This window comes from Gordonia sp. NPDC003424, assembly GCF_053588655.1.
This window is the reverse complement of the sequence record NZ_JBSFQJ010000008.1, coordinates 170,443-192,275: the sequence shown is the minus strand read 5'-3', so window position 1 is coordinate 192,275 and position 21,833 is coordinate 170,443. Positions and strand designations below refer to the sequence as shown.

Genomic DNA, 21,833 nt, shown 5'->3' with positions numbered 1-21,833 from the left:
ATCAGACGGACAGCGCCGACGACTCGTACGCGAGATAGCCGCGCTGGATCGCGATCTGATCGGCGAGGTACTTCGCGTCGTGCCACACACCCCAGATGAAACTCGAGCCGCGCCGGGACAGCCACGGAAGTCCGAGGAAGTAGACGCCCGGCTCCGACGAGACACCGCGCTGATGTTGTGGTTTGCCGTTGGCGTCGAACGCATCGACCTGTAGCCAGTCGTAGTCGTTGGCGAAGCCGGTGGCCCACACGATCGAGGTGATTCCCGCGGCCGCGAGGTCGAGTTCGCGGATCGGGGTGGTCATGCACGCCGGATCGGCGCCGAGCACTCGGGCCTCGGGTTCCTCGGGGAGGTCCAGGCCGTTGCGGGCGATGTAGGCGTCGGCCTCGTCGAGCATGGACAGGTAGTTGGCATCGCCGGCCTCGATGTTGGTGCGCAGGTCGTCGGCGAAGCGCATGACACCGCCCTCGACGGATTCCGCCCGACCCAGCAGCGTGATGCCGTCGGCCGCCAGACCCCGGAAGTCGACGGTCTGTCCGCCGTGTGCACCGCTGACCGCGATGGTCACGTGCTCGGCGCCGACCGGCGGTGCCGACATGTCCCACTTGCCGAGAACACCCAGCCACCAACAGAAGTCGCGGCCACGATAGCTGCGCGGCGGACGGTCGTGCGGCCCGACCGCGAGACAGACCTCGCGGCCGGACTGTCGCAGTTCGTCGGCGATCTGCACGCCCGACGACCCGGCTCCGACGATCAGCACGTTGCCGTCGGGCAACTGCTGCGGATTGTGGTAGCCGCTGGAGTGGATCTGGTGCAATCCGGCGTCGGTGGGCACGACCGGCGGGATCACCGGCTTCTGGAAGGCGCCCGTCGCCGACACGAGGAAGCGCGTGTCGATGGTGCCGCCGGAGGTCTCCACGTGGAAGCCGGGACGTCCCTGGTTCTTTCGGACCGAATGTACCTCGACTCCGGTGCGGATCGGCGCGTCGAACTTCTGCGCATACGCGGCGAGGTAGTCGGCGACCTGTTCCTTGCCGGCGAAGGCGTCGGGGTCGATGGCGAACTCCATGCCGGGGAAGCGGTCGTGCCAGGCGGGACCGTTGGCGACCAGAGAATCCCATCGCCATGACCGCCATCGCTCGGCGACCCGGTCGCGTTCGAGCACCAGGTGCGGTATCCCTTGCGCGGTGAGGTGCTCACTCATCGCGATGCCGGCCTGACCGGCGCCGACGATGAGCACCTCGATCTGTTCGTCTGCCATCTCAACCTCCGCTGTTCCACAGATTCATGTGCGTTGAGTCCATGATTCAGTGATCGGTTGCATCTGTACAGCGGATAGAATTGATGTATTGCTTCGGTTGAAGCGATGTAGGCGGGTGGTGTCCGTGGCGGGGTCTCTTGCGTGGCTTCGACTCGCCCTCCGCTGGCGCTCCGGGCGGCTCAGCCGGCGAGGGAGGGTCGGCTGGCGGGGAGGGTCGGTCGGCGAGGCAGCGTCGGCGAGGGAGGGTCGGTCGGCGAGGGAGGGTTGGCTGGCAGGGAGGGTCGGTCGGCGAGGGAGCGTCGGTCGGCGAGGGAGCGCTGGCGAGAGGGTCGGCAAGGGTCAGCCGGCGAGGGAGGGTCAGCCGGGGTATGGCGGCGGCTACAGCGTGGAGAGGTCGATGTCGGGGTCGGCGAGCTTCTCGGCATCCACCGGCTTGCCCGCGGTGATCAGGGCCTTGATGCCGTCGAGCTGATCCCAGATGTTGACCTGCATGCCGGCCAGTACGCGTGAGTCGTCGGCGAGCCAGAAGGCGAGGAACTCGCGCTTCGCCTTGTCACCGCGGAACACAACCTTCGCGTAATCGGTTGCATGCCCGCTGTACTCCATGCCCAGGTCGTACTGGTCGGTGAAGAAGTAGGGGAGATTCGTGTACTCCTCGGTCTTGCCGAGCATGTTGGCGATGGCGACCGCCGGCTGGTTCAGCGCGTTGGCCCAGTGCTCTGTGCGGACGCGGGTGCCCAGAACGGGATGCTGCGCATTGGCGATGTCGCCGACGACGAAGATGTCCGGGTCGCTGCTGCGCAGCCCGGCGTCGACGAGCACACCGCCGCCGCCGATGTCGAGGCCGGCGGATTCGGCCAGGTCGAGATTCGGTCGCGCGCCCGCGGCGACCAGCACGGCGTCGGCATCGACGGTCGAGCCGTCCTTGAGTTTCAGCCCGGTGGCGGTGCCGCCTTCGGTGGTGATCTCGGCGACCTGGACGCCGGTGCGCAGATCCACCCCGTGCTCGCGGTGCAGGTCGGCGAACACTTCGGCGACCTCGGTGCCCATGGCGCGCAGCAGTGGCAGCGGTTCCGTCTCGCAGACGGTGACGGTGGTGCCTCGCTCACGCGCGCTCGCGGCGACCTCCAGCCCGATCCACCCTGCCCCGACGACGGCCAGCCTCTTGCCGTCGCCGAGCACCTCGGTCAGCGCCCGCGCGTCGTCGATGGTGCGTAGGTAATGCACCCCGGACGCATCGGAGCCGGGAATGGGCAGGTGAACCGAACTCGCGCCGGTCGCCAGCAACAGCTGGTCGTAGGACTCGGTGGAGTCGTCCGGCAGCGACACCGTCTTGCTCGCCGCGTCGATCCCGGTCACCTGGGTGCCGGGCCGCAGGTCGATGTGCTGGTCGCGATACCAGGCACGGTCGAACACGGTGAAGTCGTCCTGGTCTTTCTTCCCGGCGAGAAACTCCTTGGACAGTGGTGGTCTCTCGTACGGCAGATGTTCCTCGGCGCCGAACAGGATGACGTGTCCGTCAAAATCCTTCTCGCGCAGGGCTTCTGCTGCTTTGGCGCCGGCCAGCCCGCCGCCGACGATCACGATGGTGGTCATCTTCCTTGCCTCCCGGAGCGTTATGGCCGTCGCCGGTGGCTTCAGCGGCGGCTCGGTTGCAAGTCCTCCGATCCACCCTACGCGCGGCACTCGGTCAGATCACCCCTGTCGTTGAGGCCTACGTGATGGTGACGCCCCCGTCGACCGGGACCGTCTGCCCCGTGACATATCCCGCAGCGGGAGACGCGAGCCAGATCGCGGTGGCCGCCAGTTCTTCGCCCTGACCCATCCGTCCGAGGATCACGCGCGGCATCTGCGCGTCGAGGTAGCCGTCCTGGTAGGTGTCGGTCATCTCGCTTTCGAAGAATCCGGGTGCGATGGCGTTGACGCGAATTCCCTTGCGCGTACCCCACTGCTGGGCGAGGTCACGGGTGAGGCCGATGACGCCCGCCTTGCTCGACGCGTAGGCGGCCTGCGGCAGTCCGGCGGTGGTGATGCCGAGCACGCTGGAGATGTTGACCACCGCGCTGCCGGGTCGCATGACCCGCCCGCAGGCCTGTGCCATCCAGTACGACCCGTTGAGATTGACGTCGATGACCGATCGGAACTGGTCCGGGGTCTCTCGGGTGGCCGGGAAGGCGGTGCCCACGCCGGCGTTGTTGATCAGCACGTCGACGTGCCCGAAGGTCTCCATCGCGGTGTCGATCACGTTCTGGCATTGCTCCGGGTCGGCGACATCGGCGGGGACCACCAGCGCCTTGCGGCCCAGCGCCTCCACCATGGCCGCGGTGTCGGCGAGTTTCTCCGCACGCCGGGCGGCGAGCACGATGTCGGCGCCGGCCTCGGCGAACCCCTTGGCGAATGCCACACCGAGCCCCGACGACGCACCGGTCACGATGACCACCTTGCCGCTCATGTCGAACATGTCCAGGATGGACATCGAAGATCACACTCCTTGCGTTATAGAGAGATTCGTGGCCAGAAGTACTTCGGGCCGTGTCAGAACCAGGCCGGGTCCGCGTCCAGCGTGGTGCGATCGGACGTGGCCAGCAACGCCATCATGGGACCGGTCTTGGGTAGCTCGTAGCGGAAGAAATATTGTGCCGCAGAACGTTTGCCGTCGTAGAAGTCGCCTTCGTGGCCGTCGGCGGCCAGCACCTGCTCGAGCCAGATCCACGCGAGCACGATGTGCCCGGCGGCCTCGAGATAGGCGGTGGCATTGGCCAGTGCCACCGCGGCGTCACCCGACGACCACACCTGGGCGGTGACCGACACCAACTGCTCCAACGACTTTCGAAGCTCCGCCGCGTACGGGGCGCCGACCTCGGAGCCCGACGCGCGGTCGATGGTGGCGCCGATCGTCTCGGCCAGCAGCGCCAGTCCGGCGCCGTTCTTCATGACGACCTTGCGGCCCAACAGGTCCAGCCCCTGGATACCGTGGGTGCCTTCGTGAATGGGATTGAGCCGGTTGTCGCGGTAGTACTGCTCGACGTCGAATTCCTTGGTGTAGCCGTAGCCGCCGTGTACCTGGATGGCGAGGCTGTTGGCCTCCAGGCACCACTGCGACGGCCAGCTCTTGGCGATCGGGGTGAGCACGTCGAGCAGCAGGGTGGTGCCGGCGCGTTCGTCGCCGGTCGTCGTGGCCTCGATGTCGACGAGCTTGCTGCAGTAGAGGCCCAGTGCCAGAGCGCCTTCCGCGTACGACTTCTGCGCCAGCAGCATCCGCTTCACGTCGGCGTGCTCGATGATCGGCACCGGCTTGCTCGTGGGGTCCTTGGCGTCGACCGGCCGGCCCTGGGTGCGTACCTTGGCGTACTCGAGCGACGCCAGGTAGCCGGCGTAACCAAGTGCGGTGGCGAGGAATCCGACGCCGATGCGCGCCTCGTTCATCATGTGGAACATGTAGGACAGGCCCTTGTGCTCCTCGCCGACGAGGTATCCGACGGCGCCGGGAGCGGAGCGAGCGGGCCGAGTTGATTCGGCACCGGGAGCGGAGCGAGTTGATTCAGCACCGGGAGTGCTTGTGGGGGAGTGGGTTCCGTCACCGAAGTTGAGCAGCGTGTTGGTGGTGGCGCGGTTGCCCATCTTGTGGTTGAGGCCGACGAGCGCCACGTCGTTGCGGGTGCCGTCGGCGAGGTACTTGGGCACGATGAACAGCGAGATACCCTTCACGCCCGGGCCGCCGCCGGGGGCCTTGGCGAGCACGAGATGCACGATGTTCTCGGACAATTCGTGGTCGCCCGCGGAGATCCACATCTTGGTGCCGGTGATCCGGTAGGTGCCGTCGTCCTGCGGGACGGCCTTGGTGGTGATGTCGGCCAGCGACGACCCGGCCTGCGGCTCGGACAGGCACATGGTGCCGAAGAAGCGGCCCTCGACCATCGGGCGCACCCAGGTGTCGATCTGTTCGGGGGTGCCGTAGGTGGCGAGCAGGTTGGCGTTGCCGACGGTGAGGAAGGCGTACGACGACATCCCGGCGTTCGCCGCCTGGAACCAGGCGCTCGACGCGCGGGAGACGACGGTCGGCAGTTGCATGCCGCCCACCGACTCGTCGAACGAGCCGCCGAGCAGTCCGGCCTTGACGAACTCGTCGACACCCGCACCGATCTCCTCGGGCAGCACCACCTTGCCGTCGTCGCCGACGTACGGCTCGTTCTGGTCGCCGAGTTTGTTGACCGGCGCAAAGCGCTTGGTTGCGAGGTCTTCGCTGAGTTCGAGCACCGCGTCGAAAGTCTCCCGGGAGTGCTCGGCGAACCGCTCCCGGCTCGTCAGGGATTCGACGTCGAGCCATTCGTACAGCAGGAACTCGAGATCGCGACGGGACATCGGGGTGGCCATGAAACTCCTTCGGTCCGGGACGAACGGGCAATAAGCACTCGCTCATTTCCTAAGCACTTGCTTATACTGCCTGAGGAACGGTTCATGGTCAATGGCAAGGGGAGTGATGACGGAGCGACAGCGGGACTCGGCCGCGGCCGCGCGGATCCGGAATGCTGCGATCGCGTCATTCGCGGAGGTCGGGTACGGCGGCACGTCGACGAGACAGATCGCCAAGCGGCTCAACATGAGTGCGGCGGCGATGTATCCGCACTACAAGTCCAAAGAGGAGCTGCTCTTTGCGATCGCACTCGAGGGGCACCGCTCGGTGCTTGCCGGCCTGCGCGAGTACGACGATGAAAGTCGTTCGCCAACAGAACGATTGGCGACGGTGGTCAGTGCGTTCGCGTCGTGGCAGGCGGAGAATCATGAGCACGCCAAAGTGGTGCAGTACGAGCTGCACGGCCTGAACCCGGATCACTACCGCACGATCACCGCCATCCGCCGCGAGACCACCGAGGTGATGGCGCGGATCGTGCGGGCGGGTGTGGCGTCGGGGGATTTCGACGTGGCAGACGTCGATGATGTGGTGCTCGCGATCTCGTCGCTGTGCGTGGACGTGTGTCGCTGGTTTCCGTCGCGCACCCACAACGACCCGGCCGCGCTCGGCGACGCCTACGCCGAGCTGGTCCTCCGGATGGTGCGGGCGCCTTCCGCTCGGTGAGCGTGCGTGACGGTCACGAGACGTCGAAGCTGCCCGACGGCAGCAGCGGCTCGTTCATCCGCGGGGCGTACTGGTCGAAGTACACCCGGGCGATGAGTTCGCGCCGGCTGCGGACACCTGCCTTGTTGAAGATGGACTTGAGGTGGTCCTGAACGGTGTAGGCCGAAACGTGGAGTGATGCGGCAATGTCCTTGGTCGCAACGCCTTGCAGCACCATCTGGGTGACGTCGCGTTCCCGGGCGGTCAGGTCGAACGCGGCGACCACCAGCGGCACGATCTCCGGTGGCCGTGCCTCCTCGATGGTCACCACCACCTCGCCGGTGCGTCCGTCGGTGTTCGATAGCGGCGACGCATGGACGACGAGCCACATCCCCGACGCGCCGCGCACGCGGAGCCGCGGAGGTATGTCGGTCTCGCCGCGCCCATACCGCCGGGCCGCGCCGACCAGGGCGACAATGACGGAAGTGGCGGCGCCGCTGTTGGATCCGGCGACGAGATCGGCGACCCGCGCGTCGGCGCCGGCGCTCATCTGGATCATCTGATCGCGGCTGTCGATGATGATCACACACGGCCCGATCGACCCCGCGGGCTGTGGTTCGGCGACGACGCTGGCCAGCAACCCGGCCCGAACGCCCTGGGCGAACGGTTGGGACACCGTCCGGAGGTAGTCGATCTCCGAGGTGTCGAACGGCTTCTCGCCTTTCTCCCGAAAGAGTGCGAATCCGCCCCACACCTGCGTGCCGGCACGTGCGACCAGGCGTGCCTCGTCACGGAATTCGAAACGCGGGGCCATGAATTCGGCCATGCGCTGTGATTGATGCGGTCGGCCCTCGGTCAGTTGATGCATCCCGACCGAGTCGATTCCGGCCAGCGCCATCTCCCGGAACGACGTGGTCTCCACCGATCCGTACTCGATCAGGCCCCATTCGTCGTCGTGCGAGTTACGGCCCACCAGCGACCCGTACTTGCGCGCACCGGTCAGCAGCAGGGTATTCGGGTCGACCGTCGCGGCACATGCCGCCGAGTGCGGAACCGCCCGGGACAGGGACTCGATGGCCTCGTGCAGGAAGTCGCCGACGCCCAGGCCGGCATGTGCCAGGATGTCGATATCCCGCCGGACGCGTTCGGCGGTCAGGGCCGTGGTCATGCTCACAAGTGTCCTTCTCTGCAGGTCAGCTGTCCATCCCAGAATTCAGGGATTGGTGATCTGTGGGGGGCGCCGGAGGCGCCCCCCACAGAACACCTCAGGCGTGGCGGCGGAACATGCCCGTCGGGTCGTGACGACGCCGGATCTCCGCGAGACGAGCGCGGTCGGCCGGATCCCACAGCGCCGCGAGCCCGTCGGCGCGCGCGGCGCCGGCGAAGCTGAGCAGACCGCCACCCGACCATGGAGCGACCGTGTCGTTGACCGCGTCGATGTGCGGCCCGGCCAGGTCCCCGAGAGGGCCGGCCGGCACGGCGATGGCGAACACCGAATAGGCACCGTCGCGTCCGGCCACCGAGTTGGGCGCACCCTGCGGAGTCGCGAGCCTGCCGCCGAGGAGTCGGACTTCCACGATTGCGAGGGGACTCGCCACCTCCGGTCCGGCAACGGTCAGCAGTGCGTCGACGGCCTGCGCCGGGAACTCGCGCAACGTGCACCCGCGGTCGACAGAGGGCAGGGGACCGGGCGGGTCCATGTGCACCGCGTCGAGCGCAGCCGTCGGCAGCACGTCGACGTTCTGCAGCAGGATGGGACCGGCGCTCATCATCGGGGCCAGCAGCATCGCGCCCTGCTCGGGGTCGCCGGTGTAGGTGAACCGCACATGGACGGCGGTCTGGCCCTGCAGCGGCGGTGGGAGCTGCGGGTCCGGAGGCAGACGCAGGATCGCGACCGATGTGCCGGCCTCGTCGGGCAGCGTGGGTGCCCACCGTCGCCAGGCGTGCAGCACCTGCTCGGCCGATGACCCGGCGAAGAAGACGCCGCCGCCGTACACGGTCGGCTGCTCAAGGAGTCCGAACTCGATGGCGGTCACGATGCCGCATCCGTCGCGCCCACCGAGGAGCGCCCAGAACAGGTCGGAGCCGGCGGTGGCGTCGACCGTGCGAACGATGCCGTCCGCGGTGACCACCTCGATGCGCCGAACCCGGTCCGCGGCGAACCCGAAGGCCCGGCCCAGGGGACTGAGACCGCCGCCCAGCGTGTAGCCGACAACTCCCACCGACGACGACGATCCCACGAGCCCGGTCAGCCCGTGCGGCGCGGTGGCGGCCGCGACGTCCCGCCACCGGGCACCTGCTCCGACGCGTGCGGTGCGGGCGTCGGGGTCGATCGCAACATCGGTCATCCGGGAGGTGGTGACGGTCATCGTCCGGTCACCGACGACCACCGGTCCGTGGCCGGTGGCGCGGACGCCGATCCGCAGCTCATTGGCACGGGCGTACCGGATGGCGGTGGCGACGTCGTCGGCCGACGTGGCGCCGACGACGACGTCCGGGTTCTGCACCGCCGCGACGTTGAAGCCGGCGAGTTCGTCGGCGTAGGCGGGGTCGCTGGGGGTGAGCACCGGGCCGTCGACGGCGGCGGCGAGTGCTTCGAGGGTCATGCCGGCCGTCTTCGCGGACTTGCGGAAGCCGGGGATGGTGAGGGACATGTGAGGTTCTCCTGGGTGAAAGATGTTGTGGGGCAATAAATGGGGTCTTCGGGGGTGGATCAGCGTCCGGCCTGGGCGGTGATCTCGACGGCGAGATCGGGCATGGCCAGCGCGGTGACGCCGACGAGCGTGGCCGGCGGTGTCGCATGGTGGATCTCGAGGCGCTCGACGAGCGCGTCGTAGGCGTTGAGGGTGCCGGGCACGTCGGTGGTGTAGATGGTCAGCGCGAACACGTCGGCCAAGGTCATGCGTGCGGAGTCGAGGATCTCCTCGATGCGGTGCACGGCCAGCGAGAACTGTGCCTCGATGTCACCGGCATGCACCGGCATGCCGTCGTCGTCGACGGAGGCCTGCCCGGAGATGGTGAGGATTTCCGTTGGTGCGGTGCGTAGTTGGGCCTGGTCGAAGTGAAACCGGGCGTTCCAGGTCGACGGATTGATCGAGAGGGTGGGTGTTGTGGTGGTCACGCATATGAGATTCGCTGGTGCGCGACGGATTTCCCATCCCGATCACCGGGGTACTTTTCGGCCCAGATTTCTGGGGGTCGGTCGATGGACCGACGCGCGATCGGTCAGCCGGCGACGCTCGACCAGGTGAAGTCCCCGGCGTCGCTGCCGAGTCCGGTGGCCACGAATCCGGCTACTGCACAACCGATCTGGGCCGATTCGAGCAGACCCAGGTCGTGGTCGCGGGCGGCCAGGAAACCCGCCGAGAATGCATCGCCGCAGCCGCTGGTGTCGACGACGTCCACCGCGGTGGCCGGCGCGTGTTCGGAGTCCAGTTCGGTCACCACCCGCGCGCCGCCGGCGCCCTCGGTCACCGCCACGCACTCCACGCCGAGCTCGACCAGCCGGCGACACGCAGTCACCAGGTCGCCGTCGCCGGTCAGTCCGCGCACCTGATCGGCGTTGGGCAACAGGTAATCCAGATGCGGCAGGATCGGTTCGATCCACGCGAGCATGCCTGGATTCCCGTCGGCGAGCAGATCCGCGGACACCGTGGTCCCGGTATCGCGGATGTCGGCGAGGAGATCGGCGAGCACCGGTGGATTGAGGAGCTCAGGGGCGCCGAGGTGCACGTGGTCGACGCCGGTGAGCAGTTCCAGCGGCGCGTCGTCGAGCGGGTAGGCGAGGTTGGCGCCCGGCAGGTGGATGGCCGGCCGGTCGCCGTTGCTGCGGATGGGGAGCATGCTCATCGAGGTCGGCTGGTCAACGGCGACAAGGTGATCGGTGTTGACGCCGAAGCGGTTGAGCATCGTGGTGAGCAGATCGCCGGGATCGTCGCGGCCGATGGCGCCGACGGTGTAGACCTCGACCCCGAGTTTGGCCAGCGTGATCGCGGTGCCGCCCGCCGAACCGGCCGCGGACATCCGCAGGTTCCCCACGAGCACCGCGCCCTGTCCCGGCGGGATCTCGTCGACCGGCTGCGCGAGCACGTCGAGGACGTGGGCGCCGAAGGTGGCCATGCTCATGAGTCGTGGTCCTCTCGATCGGTGGAACGCGGGAACGGAGAGTAGTGGCGCTCGGCGGCGGCCACGATGGTGGCGATCACGTCGTCGTGGGTGAGTACGGCGGGCGGCGCGACCGCCGCTGACCGCAGGTAGACCTCGGCGAGCCAGTCGACCAGCTCGATGCGGTCGCATGCGGCGTCGAGCGAGTCCGCGTAGGCCACCGACCCGTGGTTGCGCATGAGTGCGGCCGACCGGTCGGCGAGCGCGGCGGCGACGTACCCGGTGAGTTCCCGGCTGCCGAACACGGCGAAGGGAGCGACTCGGACCGAGCCGCCGATCAGCGCCGCCGTGTAGTGCACGACCGGCAATTCGTCGACGATGTTCGCCACGGCGATCGAGGAGACCGGGTGTGCGTGCGCGACCGCGGTCGCCGACGTGTGGTGATAGACGTCGAGATGGATCTTCAGTTCCGACGTCGGCGTGTAGGCGGTCTCGACGGCGATCGTTCCGTCGAGGTCGACGACGACCATCTGGTCGGCGGTGACCTCGGCGAGCAGGCAGCCCGACGGGGTGAGGATCACGTGATCGCCGGCCCGGACCGACAGGTTGCCGCCGGTCCCGTGGGTCATGCCCGCGGCGGCGAGGCGACGGGCGGCGGATACGAGCGCGGCACGTTCGGCGCTGAAATCCGACCCGGAAGGCACGTCAGCGAGACTACCGCGCACCGACGTTCGACCCGGCCGACTCGGTGGGTTGGGACGAGTCATTCCAACATCCGAATATCGCCGCAAGGCGGAACCGAACACGGATCGCGCGCGTCAAATGAGCAATCACCCGACATCGGAGTCGAGGAGAATCGAGGGGACCGATGCCCGAAGAATTGCTGACCGAGCTGCACGAATTCGTCCGCGCGCGCCTGATCCCCGGCTTTGTCGGGTTGCCCGACATCGAGTCCGATGTCCGCGACTGGGCCGAGGACACCGGCAGCGCACCCGAGGAGGCGCTGACCGAGACCCGGCGGCTGTGGGCACAGCGCGCGGCGCAGGCGCGGAGCTGGACCGACACCGGCGACTACGGCCGCCTGCGGGCCGCCTTCGACGAACTCGACGCGGCCGGTGTGCTGGCCCGGATGAACTTCGCGTGTTGTGCGACGTGTGCCAACCAGGAGATCGACGACGAGCGGACGGACGATCCCGACCCCGCCGACTGGTATCCGTACCGCGAATGGGCCTACGTCTATTTCCACGAGCAGGACGCCGAACGTCTCGCCGACGACGACCCGGTGCTCTGGCTGGGCTTCAGCGCGTTCCGTCCGCATCCCCGACTGCCGGTGTCGCTGCTCGACGCGATGTCCGAGGGTGATCAAGCCGCCGAACGTGAAGTGTACGACCGTACCGAAACGCTGGTCGGGACCCAGGTGGTCGAGGTGCTGCGGCGTCACGGCCTCGACGTCGACTGGTCCGGGTCGCGGCATGAGCGGATCGCCGTGGCGATTCACTCATGGCAAAAGCCGTTGCCGCTCAGCCTGGCCGGATAGCCGGCTCAGATGTTGATGCCGAATTCCTTGATCTTGCGGTAGATGGTCGCCCGGGAGATGCCGAGGGCCGCAGCGGCCGCGGCCTTGCTGTTGGCGTTCTCCTCCAGGCTGCGCACGATCGCGTCCCGCTCGAGCGCCTCGATGCGGGTCAGGGTGTGACGGCTCAGGGAGCGACACGTCGGCGGCAGCTGCCGCACATCGATCACGCCCGATCGTTGATGGAGCACCACTTCCCGCAGGATCTGCCGGAGTTCGGCGACGTTGCCCGGCCAGCTGTACTTGCTCAACTGCCGCATCGCCTCGGCGCTGACAGTGAGTTCCCGGCCGCGGGTCAACTGCCGCAACAACGCCGGGATCAGGTCGTGCAGATCCTCGATCCGGTGCCGCAGCGGCGGGATCGGCACGGTGTGGGTGAAGAACGGCAGCAGCATGGCGCCGGCGGCGGTCTCGGGGTCGTCGTCGGCGATGGTCATGCCCACCCAGCCGGAGTCCTCGAGGCCCTGCAGCAGGCCTGCCACCTCGGTCTGGGTGTTCTCGCCGAACTGGTCGACGTCCTTGAGGATGATGCTGAAGTCGTCGCGCTCGAGTTCGCCGGCGAACGCGTCCATCGTCTCCTCGTGGCGCTCGAAGTCGCGGGCCGAGAAGACCCTGGTGGAACCGCGAGCGTGCTGGGCGGCCGCGCGCAACAGCGATGACCGGCCCGCACCGCTCTCCCCGGACACCGCGATCCATTGGCCGGCGTCGGTGTAGCGGACCACCCGCTCGCAGCATTGACGCCACGAGGAACTGCGTCCGACGATCCCGGGCAGGGTGGTGCCCTGATGCCGTGAGTCGGCCGCAATGGCAGGCCTCTCCGCGTGCAGCAGATGGGCGAAGAACACGGCCATTCCGGCGTCGTCGTCCCAGTACTCGGCCACCGGGGACAGCCGCACGACATGTCCGCTGGGCAGCGTGCTGACCCGCCGGGTCGACGACCCGTCGACCGTCTGGTCGACGGCGTGCTCGAGCAGCGCCACGTGATCCTGCGGGTCCACCGCGAGCCGCAGGCGGTGGTTCATCAACACGACGTCCCCGGCGATGGCCAGCACCATCATCTGCGGTGCCCGCCGGCACGTCGACAGGTACGCATTGAGGAGCCGGGACTCCCGTTCGCTGGCCTGCGACAGCATGCGCTGTTCGATCTGGGCGGTCGCGGACTTGGCCAGCGACAGCAACAGCGGTCCGCTGTCACCGACCCAGCCGGTGAGGTCGAGCGCGCCGACCATCGATCCGGACACCGGATGAACGATCGGCACCCCGGCACACGATAGCTGGGCGAAACATCCCGCATAGTGCTCCGAGCCGCGCACCAGGGTCGGTTGCCGGGTCTCCAGAGCGGTGCCGATGCCGTTGGTGCCGGCATGTTCCTCGCTGTAGCTGTACCCCGGGGCGAGGCGGACGTCGTCGAGTCGATCCTCCAGTGAATGGCTGGCCGTCGCGCGGGAGAGCACCACGCCGTCGGAGGAGGTGAGGATGATGCTGACGGGTTCGGCGGACAGGTCGTCGGCGAGTTGGTGGATCACCGGTCGCGCCGCGGCCATCAGCGGACTCTCGAGGTTGGGTTCACGGACGAACGGCAACTCGAGCCGGTCGGCGTGCACGTTGAAGTCGCGAGAGCGTCTCCAGGACGTCGAAATACTCTCGCGGACACCGACATCGATGCTGTGGTTCGTCAAGAAGCGTTCGCGCGCAACGGCGATCGGTGTTGTCGAGGGGGTCTGAGAGGTGGGCTGCGATCTCACAGAACGATGTACTCCTCTGTGATGTGGATCTCACATCACTGCCAGTGTAGCCGAACCTGTCGAGGCGCTTCCGACAGATTTCGGTGCCAGGTCTTGGTGGAGAGGGCCGGCCGCGATCAACGCCGCGAACATATGAATGTTCGGATCGCGGCCGGCCCAGTTCGAGGAGGTGTTCGTCAGTAGATGTTGGACGGACGAACCATTCCTTCCGCCAGGTCGCCGAAGCCGGGCGCCACGATCGCACCCGGATTGGTCAGCACCTCCTCGACGATTGCCGTCTCGGTGGTGATCAGCAGCGCCGCAATGGACGCGGCGCTCTCCAGCGCGGCCTTGGTGACCTTGCACGGGTCGATGACACCCTCGTCGAACATGTCGCCGTACTCACCGGTCAGTGCGTTGAACCCGTGTCCGAGCGGCAACCCGCTGACCACGTTGACCACCTCGTCGCCGTCGAATCCGGCATTCGTCGCAATCCACCGCAGCGGTTCGGCGAGCGAGCGGCGCACCACCTCGATGCCCACCCCCTCGTCGCCGGTGACGTCGCCGAGCGCCTCGAGCGCACGATGTGCCTGGGCGAGCGCGGTGCCGCCGCCGGAGACGATGCCGGCCTCGACCGCAGCCCGGGTCGCGGCCAGCGCATCCTCCACGCGCAGCATCCGTTCCTTGAGTTCGACGCTGGTCACACCGCCGACCCGGATCACCGCGACCCGACCGGTCAGCCGGGCGATCCGCAACTCCAGGGTGTCGCGGTCGGCATCGATACGTGCCCGCTGAAGTTGCGCCTCGAGCTGTGCCACCCGGGCATCGACGAGTTTCTGTTCACCCGCCGCGCCGACGATCGTCGTCGAGTTCTCGGTGACCGTGACCCGATCACAGGTTCCCAGGTGCGAAACCGACACCTCCGACAGCTCGATACCGGTGTCCTTGGCGATCACGTGCCCGCCGAGAGCGATGGCGAGGTCTTCCAGTTCGGCGACACGGCGATGTCCGAAGCCGGGCGCACGAACGACCACCGACAGCATCGTCTTGTGCATGTTGCCGCCCACCAGCAACTGCAAGGCGGGTCCGTCGACCTCTTCGGCGAGAACCAGCAGCGGCCGATCGGCCCGTTTGGCCGATTCGATGGCCGGCATGATCTCCTGCACCGACGTGATCTTCTTGTTGGTCAGCAGGACCACCGGGTTGTCGAGGACGGCCTCCATCCGTTCCGGATCGGTCACCATGTAGCCCGACGTGTAGCCGTGGTCGAACTCGATGCCGTCGACCACGTCGACCGCCAGGCCGATGGTGTCGCTCTCCTCGGTGGTGATCACCCCGTTGCGACCCACGTGTTCGACGGCGGTGGCGATGACCTCGCCGATCACGTCGTCGTCGCTCGCCGCCAGGCTCGCGATGCGTTCCAGGTCGCTGCGGCCGCCGATCTGCACGGCCTGATCGCCCAGCGCCGCAATCACCGCGGTCACGGCCCGTTCGATGCCGCGGCGCACCCGCATCGGATTGGCACCCTGATCGACGGCGCGCAGCCCTTCTCGCACCATCGCCTGTGCCAGCACCGTCGCGGTCGTGGTGCCGTCGCCGACGACACCGTTGGTTTTCATCGCGACTTCCTTGACCAACTGAGCTCCCATGTTCGCGAACGGATCCCGCAGTTGGATCTCGCGCGCGATGGTGACACCGTCATTGGTGATCGTTGGTGGTCCGGTCAGTTTCTCCAGCACCGCATTTCGGCCTTTCGGGCCGAGCGTCACCTTGACGGCGTCGGCGAGGGCGTTCACGCCCCGCTCCAGCCGCAGCCGCGCTTCGGCGTTGTAGCGCAACTCTTTGGCCATGATCGTGCACCTTCTCTCAGTGTTCAGATCCCCGGGATGAGGGGTTTGTTTGTGGGACAGTTGGTTTCGGAAGCGTTGGACGAACTGATCGGGTCAGGAGGCGATCGGCGGCCTCCTGTCTGATCCGGGCCGGGGCTGGCCGGTGTGATCGACGAGCACGCGACTGTTGGGGCAGAGGCTGAGGCCGAGGTTGGCGCGTCGACGCATCAGCGCATTGCGCAACGACCCCGGCGGGACGTCGCGGAGCAGGACGTGACCTGTCCGGTCCGCGGTCGTACGGCCCTCGGCGACCATCGCATCCAGGCACCTGCGTACCGCGGTGGTGTGGGCTTGGCGGTCGAATTCCGATCGCAGACCGGCGATCTGATCGCTGCCGAGCACCTCGAGGCAGCAGGCATCGGAGCGCAGGCCCACGTTGATCTGTGCGGAGTCGGGATGATCCACGACCGTGACCGCGACCTCGCCGATGTCGTCCACCTGGTAGAGCGCGTCGAGGACGTCGGCGCCCAGCACGAATGCCAGCGCCGCCGAGCCGAACGACTCCGGCAGTCGCAGAACGACTTTCACCCCGCCATCGGTGATCGCGACGGCCGCCACGAGTCCGGCCGCGACGATCGGCTCGGATCGGTGCGGGTCGAGCACGCCCGACAGCGCGTCATGGATGGCGTCGTCGACCGGAGAGTGGTGGGCGACATCGACGAGGACGGTCATGCGTTGATCGCCTCCTTGGCGCCGGCCGCCACGTCGACACCGGGATCGGCGGCGTCGGTGGGGATGCGCAACTCCTCGGGTACCTCGATGTGCGGATAGAGCGCAGCCGCGTTGAGGCCGAGGATCTTCTTCTTCTGCTCGACGGTGATCGGCGCGTACTCGGTCATGTCCTCGGGGATCTGGAAGTCGACGAAGCGCTCCACCAGCCATTGCGGCGTCCACAACGCGTAGTCGCTGGCGAACAGGATCTTGTCCTCGCCGATCCAGTACAGCAGTTCCCCGATGATCTGCGCGAAATACCTTGGGCGCGTGTGGATGAACGGGATGGCCACGGCGAGGCCACCGTACACGTTGGATTCCTGCGTGGCGATCCAGCAGAAGTCCTCGAGGCGGGGCAGTCCGCAGTGCTCGACGATGAAGTTGAGCTCGGTGTAGTCGGTGGCCACCTTGTCGACGTCGGCGACATCGAACGCGTCACGGTCGAGCGGACGGATCGTCGGCCCCTTGTGCACGTGAATGTTCTTGATGCCCAGGTTGATACATTCTTCGAGGTAGCGACGCGACCACGGTTCGTCCAGCTTGTACCCCCGCGATTCGCCATGCCACTCCGCGGTGTACAGCTTCACCCCGCGCAGGTTCATCCTTGCGGCATCCTCGCGCAACTGCGCCAGACCGACTTCGCCGTCGCGTGGATCGTAGGCGTGGTTGTAGGTCAGCTTGTCGGGGTTCTGCCGGCACAGTTCCAGCGAATCATCCACCTGGGCAAAGCCGTTCAGATAGAAGTCACGCAGGATGGTGGCTTGGAAGATGGCGTGGTCGGCCGGACCGTCGGTGAACAGGTCGCGCATCAGCCTCTCGGCGCCGTAGTAGGTGTAGGTGTCGTAATCCCACACCTCCTCTTCCGGGCTGAGGTTGCAGTGATAGTCGTAGAAGCAGTCGATGAACTGCTTGCCATGGATGTTGCGAAGGTTGGATTCGCGGCCATCCCACAGATGCACGTGGGCGTCCACGATGAAATACTTCTCGCCGTCTTTCTCGTACATTCCTGGCTCGCTCTCTTCTGGGGGCTGTTGGAGCGGTGGTGACCGCGCCGCCGGGGGAGGATCGGGGAGCCCCCGGCGGCGCGGAGTCGGTGCCGCGGTGCGGCTAGCTCGACGCCGTGAGGTCGAAGCCGATGAACTCGGCGGCATCCTCGGGGCTGGCGAACAGGATGGTGCGGTCGTCGAGATGCACCATGCGGCCGTAGTGCGTCGAGCTGATCTCCTCGAAGATCGAACCGTCGAAGTCCTGGCCGAGCGCGTCGGTCAGTTCGTCGTAGTCGAAGTCGAGTCGATTGACGCCGTCGACGCGGATCATCGACGGGTACTCGACGAGGCTGACACCGTCCTTGGCTCCCATGACCTCGGCGACGACGCGGCCCACCGGGGTGTTCATCAGAGTCACCCCGCACATGTTGGAGAACTCGGTGTCGGTTCCGAAATGCATTGCGTTCGACTCGACGGTGCTCACTGGTTCAACTCCTCGGGGATGTCGACGTCGATGGCGGCCAGGACGTCACGGAACTTGGTCTTCGCCGCCGACAGGCTGGCTTCGAACGTGACCGACTTGTCGGTCGGCTGCGACCAGATCGGTTGCAGCCCACGGGCGGCGGACAAACACTTCGGCACCCACTCGGACATCCAGTGCGCGAACAGCTTCCGGTTGTCGATGTCGAACTTCGGGTCACGCGAGAGCATCTGGAACAGCGAGATGCTGTACTTGAGATCGCGGTCGTAGTCGTACTCGCCGGTGCCGACGATGGTGGGGGTGATGTAGTCGCCGTTGCGCGCGGCCACCTGCATGACCAGCTCGGTGCGGAACAGCGAACCGACGAGCTGCTCGAAGATGATGTTCGTGACGAACAGCAGCTTGGCCCAGTCACCGATGGCGGTGATGTTCTCCAGTGCCTCGCGGGTCGGCTGCCACTCCGGTGCCGACTGCCAGACCTCCTTGTGCGCCGAACCGTCGAAACCCTCCTCGGCCTCCGACAGATCCAGGTTGAACAGCGCCAGATCCTGCGCGAAGCGCAGCTTGTGGGCTGCGGTCACGGCGACCGCGTTGTTGATCATGTTCGTCGGCGCCGACCGCTGGATCGACGTGAACACATGCAGTCCCATACCGCTCTCGGCGTGCATCCACGCGCCGAGATTGCGCTCGATGAACTTGAGCCACGCGGCATTCCACGAATCGTAGGCACGCGCGCGCTTCGCGTTCTGCAGGCACAGATCGACCTGGTGGACCACCGCCGAGTTGTTGCGGTAGATCGTCTGTTCCCACTCCTCGTTCGGGTCGAGGAACGCATGCCAATTGCTCGACTGCGCCGTGGTCCATTCCTTGGGATAGCCGCCGGGACCGTCGCCGAAGCCGTAGATCCAGCCCTGTGTGAGGTGGCGCTCCGGGTCCGGTTGTACGTCGACGGTCACGTCCTCGTACATCGTCGCGCGCTTCTTGGCCGGCTGATAGTAGTTGTACTTGCGGCTGTGGCTGCTCGGGAATTCCCGCGCGCCGGCTTCGGCGTCGGTGAACTCGATGGACGGGAAGCTGCGCTCCCGGGGTTCTGCTGGTGCGGACATGCCTTTCGTTCCTGTCGTTCGGGCCGACCAAGGGCGGCGTTGTTGGCGCCTACTGGTCGAATGCCGGGCTGGTGAACTTGTCGTAGAAGATCTGATCGCGCGGTACCGAATGCTGTTCGGCGAGCGCGAGTGCCGCGTCGACCATGGGCGGCGGACCGCAGAAATACACCTCCGTTCGGGCCAGGTCGGATTCGATGTCGTTGACGATGTCGGTGACGTTCCCCACCGCCACCGTGACTCCGTCGGGTGCGTCGTCGCCCGAATCGGACAGACACGCGGTGAATGTGAAATCGGGGATCTTCTCACCGAGAGAAGCGATTTCGTCCAGATAGAAGAGATCCGCGGCGGTGCGTGCACCGTAATAGAACCGCACCGCCCGGTTGAGATCGGGCGTCTCGCTGATGTGGCGCAACAGCGAGAGCAACGGTGCCATGCCGGCGCCGCCACCGATGCACACGATCGGCAGGACGTGACCGTTGCGCAGCGTGCAGGAGCCGTACGGGCCGTTCACCGCAACCTCGTCGCCGACCGACAAGCCGCCCTCGAGCAGTCCGGCGAACCGGCCGCCCGGATACTTCTTGATGAGGAACTCCAGCTTGTCCGGGGTGGCCGGCGTGGTGGCGATGGAGAACGAGCGCTTCTCGTCGGTGCCCGGCACGAAGATGTCGACGTACTGGCCCGACTTGAACTCGATCGCCTCCGGCTCGACCACGTCGAGCTTGAGCGACACGATGTCGCGGGTCATCGGCTCGATCGCCGCCACCCGGGTGCGGACGTCCTGAATCGGTGCGCCGCCGAGCAATTCGTCCTCATCGAAGTTGAGCAGCTCGATCTCGCAGTCACTGTAGGCGAAGCTGCGGCACAACAGGACGTACCCTTCGGCCTCCTCGGCTTCGTTGCAGGCGAACGTCGAATAGTCGTCCATCTGGATGTCGCCGTCGAGCACGAACGACTTGCACGCCGAGCACTGTCCCTCCCGGCATCCGTGCATGAGGTGGATGCCCTGCCGGAACGCGGCGTCGAGGATGGTTTCGTCCTCGCTGACCTCCATCTCGATGTCGACGGGTTCGAAGCTGATGCGGTGGCTGTCGGCCACGTGGTTCTCCTTTGAGCTGCAGGATTTGCCGGCTGATCGAGCGCGCTCCTCCCTTACCGCTGATCGAGTAGGCCCGGCGACGCAGGAGCCGAGCGCATCGAGATCACTGTCCGTGCAATGGAAGTGGGCTCGATACGCGTCGGGCTCGCTGCGCTCGCTCGTCGCTACTCGACCAGCGGTGGAGGCTGCTCGGCGACCGGTACTCAGACGGTTACGGCGCCGTTCTTGTTCGCCTTGTACGCCGCGACGTGGGCCTCGCGTTCCGCGTCGGACATCTCGTTCAGCGCGATGTTGGGGCTGCCGAACTGGATGCCTCGAACATCGTCGAGGGTCCACATCTTGTCGGGATCGAGATCCAGGTGTGGCTGCGGGATCAGGGTCTTGCCATCATCGCGCACATAACCGAGATTCGTGATGATGTCGGCAAGATCGCCTCCATGGTGCAGCGTCTCCCATTCGCGGAAACCGGTGAGCCGTCCCATGTTCGGGGTCTCCCGACCCTCGTACTCGGGGCGGAAGGCCACCTTGTCGGTCCACGCGCAGGTCTCCGAGCAGTAGGTGCGCCACTGACCGTCGACCTTGTCGACCACCATGTCCTCACGGATGAGCGCGGGCACCATGCAGGTCCAGCAGCGGTGCGGGTACTCGTAGTCGACGTCCTCGAACGCGATCGGCTTGTTCTTGCCCGGGTAGCGGAGGCGGTTGTAGTTCTCCCACCACTTGCCGAACCTGTTGTACCAACCGGGATACTTCTCCTCGAACCACTCGAAGTCCTTGTCGGTCATCGGGTCGATGCGCCAGTAGTTGACCGGCCAGCCGGTGGCGAAGAACCGCGCGACCTCGTGCACGTAGAACTTGTTGGTGATGCGGTTCCACGCTTCCTCGACGAGGTCGTGCGGGATCACCAGACCGTACTTCTCCAGTGGCAGAAGGTAACTGCGGTAGTAGTCGTCGTAGATCCAGCGACGCCACATCTCGGCGTAGCTTTCCCGGTCCTTGCGGCGATCCTTGGTGCCGTACTCGATGAATGTGCCGATCGCGGCGTCGACGACGCAGTGGTTGTTCCACCATGCGTAGCGCAGATCGCGCTCGAGCAGCGGGCGGTTGCGTTCGTCGGCCAGCGCCATCAACAGGATGGAGTAGCCGTTGGAGATGTGCCGCGACTCGTCGGACTGCACCGAGTGGAACACCGTCGGCAACAGATAGTCACCGTTGGCGGCCGCCTCGTCGGGCATGGCGACGAACAGGGTGTTGGTGAACGCGGTCTCGGCCACCACCGTCAGGTAGATGTTGGCGGCGGTGATCGCGTCACCGGTGATGAAGCCCTCGCCGAACTGACGGCCGATGGTGCCGGCGTAGTTGTTGGCGAATGCCTTCTCCGTGATGTCGAACCCGGCGGGATCGATGTAGTTGTTCATGTACAGCTTCTTGAGGTTCATCTGAATCGTCGAGTGACGAACCTCGTCGATCATCTGCACCGCGAGACCGTTGTGGATTTCCGGGTTGGGGACGGCGTCGATGGCCATCGGCATCGCCCGGGCGGCCGAGATCTCCGGGAACGGGATGATCGACAGGAAGAGTTTCTGCCATTCCAGCCAGCGCTCCTGCACCTGGCGGAACATGTTGCCGCGGATGGCACCGTCCATGGCGCCGAAGACGCGGTTGTCCTTCTCCTCCTCCATCGGGAAGTAGGACCGCATGATCTGCTTGAGCGGGTCCTTCTTGGGGGCCTTCTCAAATGTGTAGTCGGTTCCGAAACGTGTCGCCGGGGTCGCAAACGTCGGTTCCCAGGACAACTCGGTGATCTTCGCATGGGCTTTGGTCAAGCTCTGCCTGCTCAATGTGC

At 66.5% G+C, this 21,833-nt stretch carries 19 protein-coding genes; 2 read left to right on the top strand and 17 right to left on the bottom strand.

The window, feature by feature from the left end:
* Position 1: 1 nt before the first annotated feature.
* From ACWDTI_RS14310 to ACWDTI_RS14295, 4 genes are all read right to left on the bottom strand, one after another.
* Entirely contained in the window at positions 2-1,261 is a 1,260-nt protein-coding gene (locus tag ACWDTI_RS14310) for a flavin-containing monooxygenase (RefSeq protein ID WP_449738752.1), read from the bottom strand.
* A 378-nt stretch (positions 1,262-1,639) separates the two neighbouring features.
* Positions 1,640-2,857 carry an NAD(P)/FAD-dependent oxidoreductase gene (locus tag ACWDTI_RS14305; RefSeq protein WP_449738751.1) on the bottom strand — a complete coding sequence of 406 codons (1,218 nt, stop codon included), beginning with the start codon at positions 2,855-2,857 and terminating at the stop codon, positions 1,640-1,642.
* A gap of 118 nt (positions 2,858-2,975) precedes the next feature.
* Positions 2,976-3,737 carry an SDR family NAD(P)-dependent oxidoreductase gene (locus ACWDTI_RS14300; protein ID WP_449738750.1) on the bottom strand — a complete coding sequence of 254 codons (762 nt, stop codon included), beginning with the start codon at positions 3,735-3,737 and terminating at the stop codon, positions 2,976-2,978.
* 59 nt (positions 3,738-3,796) lie between these two features.
* Positions 3,797-5,635: an acyl-CoA dehydrogenase gene (locus ACWDTI_RS14295; RefSeq protein WP_449738749.1), complete on the bottom strand. Its 1,839-nt coding sequence runs from the start codon at positions 5,633-5,635 to the stop codon at positions 3,797-3,799.
* 106 nt (positions 5,636-5,741) lie between these two features.
* Here ACWDTI_RS14295 and ACWDTI_RS14290 point away from each other — a divergent pair, with 106 nt between their 5' ends.
* Entirely contained in the window at positions 5,742-6,338 is a 597-nt protein-coding gene (locus ACWDTI_RS14290; RefSeq protein WP_449738748.1) for a TetR/AcrR family transcriptional regulator, read from the top strand.
* A gap of 13 nt (positions 6,339-6,351) precedes the next feature.
* On the opposite strand, the gene ACWDTI_RS14285 is transcribed toward ACWDTI_RS14290, so the two are convergent.
* The 5 genes from ACWDTI_RS14285 to ACWDTI_RS14265 all read right to left on the bottom strand — a co-directional run bounded on the left by ACWDTI_RS14285 (position 6,352) and on the right by ACWDTI_RS14265 (position 11,125).
* Complete coding sequence (locus ACWDTI_RS14285; RefSeq protein ID WP_449738747.1) at positions 6,352-7,485, bottom strand: helix-turn-helix transcriptional regulator; 1,134 nt, start codon at positions 7,483-7,485, stop codon at positions 6,352-6,354.
* 97 nt (positions 7,486-7,582) lie between these two features.
* Positions 7,583-8,971 (bottom strand): FAD-binding oxidoreductase, encoded by a 1,389-nt coding sequence (locus ACWDTI_RS14280; RefSeq protein WP_449738746.1) that lies wholly within the window; start codon positions 8,969-8,971, stop codon positions 7,583-7,585.
* A gap of 59 nt (positions 8,972-9,030) precedes the next feature.
* Complete coding sequence (locus tag ACWDTI_RS14275; protein WP_449738745.1) at positions 9,031-9,438, bottom strand: Rid family hydrolase; 408 nt, start codon at positions 9,436-9,438, stop codon at positions 9,031-9,033.
* Between the two features lie 104 nt (positions 9,439-9,542).
* Complete coding sequence (locus ACWDTI_RS14270) at positions 9,543-10,442, bottom strand: carbohydrate kinase family protein (RefSeq protein WP_449738744.1); 900 nt, start codon at positions 10,440-10,442, stop codon at positions 9,543-9,545.
* Complete coding sequence (locus ACWDTI_RS14265) at positions 10,439-11,125, bottom strand: class II aldolase/adducin family protein (RefSeq protein WP_449738743.1); 687 nt, start codon at positions 11,123-11,125, stop codon at positions 10,439-10,441. Before ACWDTI_RS14265 ends, ACWDTI_RS14270 begins: the two co-directional genes overlap by 4 nt.
* Positions 11,126-11,289: 164 nt before the next feature.
* On the opposite strand from ACWDTI_RS14265, the gene ACWDTI_RS14260 reads away from it, so the two are divergent.
* Complete coding sequence (locus ACWDTI_RS14260; protein ID WP_449738742.1) at positions 11,290-11,958, top strand: DUF6891 domain-containing protein; 669 nt, start codon at positions 11,290-11,292, stop codon at positions 11,956-11,958.
* A 5-nt stretch (positions 11,959-11,963) separates the two neighbouring features.
* Here ACWDTI_RS14260 and ACWDTI_RS14255 read toward each other — a convergent pair whose 3' ends face one another.
* The 8 genes from ACWDTI_RS14255 to ACWDTI_RS14220 form a co-directional block, all read right to left on the bottom strand.
* Positions 11,964-13,739, bottom strand: a complete 1,776-nt coding sequence (locus tag ACWDTI_RS14255) for a sigma-54-dependent Fis family transcriptional regulator (protein WP_449738741.1) — start codon at positions 13,737-13,739, stop codon at positions 11,964-11,966.
* A gap of 176 nt (positions 13,740-13,915) precedes the next feature.
* Positions 13,916-15,568 carry a chaperonin GroEL gene (gene groL / locus ACWDTI_RS14250; RefSeq protein ID WP_449738740.1) on the bottom strand — a complete coding sequence of 551 codons (1,653 nt, stop codon included), beginning with the start codon at positions 15,566-15,568 and terminating at the stop codon, positions 13,916-13,918.
* Positions 15,569-15,661: 93 nt separating this feature from the next.
* Positions 15,662-16,279, bottom strand: a complete 618-nt coding sequence (locus ACWDTI_RS14245; RefSeq protein WP_449738739.1) for an iron-sulfur cluster assembly protein — start codon at positions 16,277-16,279, stop codon at positions 15,662-15,664.
* Positions 16,276-17,322, bottom strand: coding sequence for an amidohydrolase family protein (locus ACWDTI_RS14240; protein ID WP_449738738.1), 1,047 nt, complete (start codon positions 17,320-17,322; stop codon positions 16,276-16,278). Before ACWDTI_RS14240 ends, ACWDTI_RS14245 begins: the two co-directional genes overlap by 4 nt.
* 103 nt (positions 17,323-17,425) lie before the next feature.
* Positions 17,426-17,764 carry a propane 2-monooxygenase effector subunit MimD gene (mimD, locus tag ACWDTI_RS14235; RefSeq protein ID WP_449738822.1) on the bottom strand — a complete coding sequence of 113 codons (339 nt, stop codon included), beginning with the start codon at positions 17,762-17,764 and terminating at the stop codon, positions 17,426-17,428.
* A 20-nt stretch (positions 17,765-17,784) separates the two neighbouring features.
* Positions 17,785-18,891, bottom strand: a complete 1,107-nt coding sequence (locus ACWDTI_RS14230) for an aromatic/alkene monooxygenase hydroxylase subunit beta (RefSeq protein ID WP_449738737.1) — start codon at positions 18,889-18,891, stop codon at positions 17,785-17,787.
* 49 nt (positions 18,892-18,940) lie between these two features.
* Positions 18,941-19,987 carry a 2Fe-2S iron-sulfur cluster-binding protein gene (locus tag ACWDTI_RS14225; protein ID WP_449738736.1) on the bottom strand — a complete coding sequence of 349 codons (1,047 nt, stop codon included), beginning with the start codon at positions 19,985-19,987 and terminating at the stop codon, positions 18,941-18,943.
* 203 nt (positions 19,988-20,190) lie between these two features.
* Positions 20,191-21,828: an aromatic/alkene/methane monooxygenase hydroxylase/oxygenase subunit alpha gene (locus ACWDTI_RS14220; protein ID WP_449738735.1), complete on the bottom strand. Its 1,638-nt coding sequence runs from the start codon at positions 21,826-21,828 to the stop codon at positions 20,191-20,193.
* Between the last annotated feature and the right edge of the window lie 5 nt (positions 21,829-21,833).

Coding starts and splice junctions, on each gene's coding strand:
- ACWDTI_RS14310 (WP_449738752.1), bottom strand. CDS start 1,261: ATGGCAGACGAACAGATCGAGGTGCTCATCGTCGGCGCCGGTCAGGCC.
- ACWDTI_RS14305 (WP_449738751.1), bottom strand. CDS start 2,857: ATGACCACCATCGTGATCGTCGGCGGCGGGCTGGCCGGCGCCAAAGCA.
- ACWDTI_RS14300 (WP_449738750.1), bottom strand. CDS start 3,737: ATGTCCATCCTGGACATGTTCGACATGAGCGGCAAGGTGGTCATCGTG.
- ACWDTI_RS14295 (WP_449738749.1), bottom strand. CDS start 5,635: ATGGCCACCCCGATGTCCCGTCGCGATCTCGAGTTCCTGCTGTACGAA.
- ACWDTI_RS14290 (WP_449738748.1), top strand. CDS start 5,742: ATGACGGAGCGACAGCGGGACTCGGCCGCGGCCGCGCGGATCCGGAAT.
- ACWDTI_RS14285 (WP_449738747.1), bottom strand. CDS start 7,485: ATGACCACGGCCCTGACCGCCGAACGCGTCCGGCGGGATATCGACATC.
- ACWDTI_RS14280 (WP_449738746.1), bottom strand. CDS start 8,971: ATGTCCCTCACCATCCCCGGCTTCCGCAAGTCCGCGAAGACGGCCGGC.
- ACWDTI_RS14270 (WP_449738744.1), bottom strand. CDS start 10,442: ATGAGCATGGCCACCTTCGGCGCCCACGTCCTCGACGTGCTCGCGCAG.
- ACWDTI_RS14260 (WP_449738742.1), top strand. CDS start 11,290: ATGCCCGAAGAATTGCTGACCGAGCTGCACGAATTCGTCCGCGCGCGC.
- groL (WP_449738740.1), bottom strand. CDS start 15,568: ATGGCCAAAGAGTTGCGCTACAACGCCGAAGCGCGGCTGCGGCTGGAG.
- ACWDTI_RS14245 (WP_449738739.1), bottom strand. CDS start 16,279: ATGACCGTCCTCGTCGATGTCGCCCACCACTCTCCGGTCGACGACGCC.
- ACWDTI_RS14240 (WP_449738738.1), bottom strand. CDS start 17,322: ATGTACGAGAAAGACGGCGAGAAGTATTTCATCGTGGACGCCCACGTG.
- mimD (WP_449738822.1), bottom strand. CDS start 17,764: ATGCATTTCGGAACCGACACCGAGTTCTCCAACATGTGCGGGGTGACT.
- ACWDTI_RS14230 (WP_449738737.1), bottom strand. CDS start 18,891: ATGTCCGCACCAGCAGAACCCCGGGAGCGCAGCTTCCCGTCCATCGAG.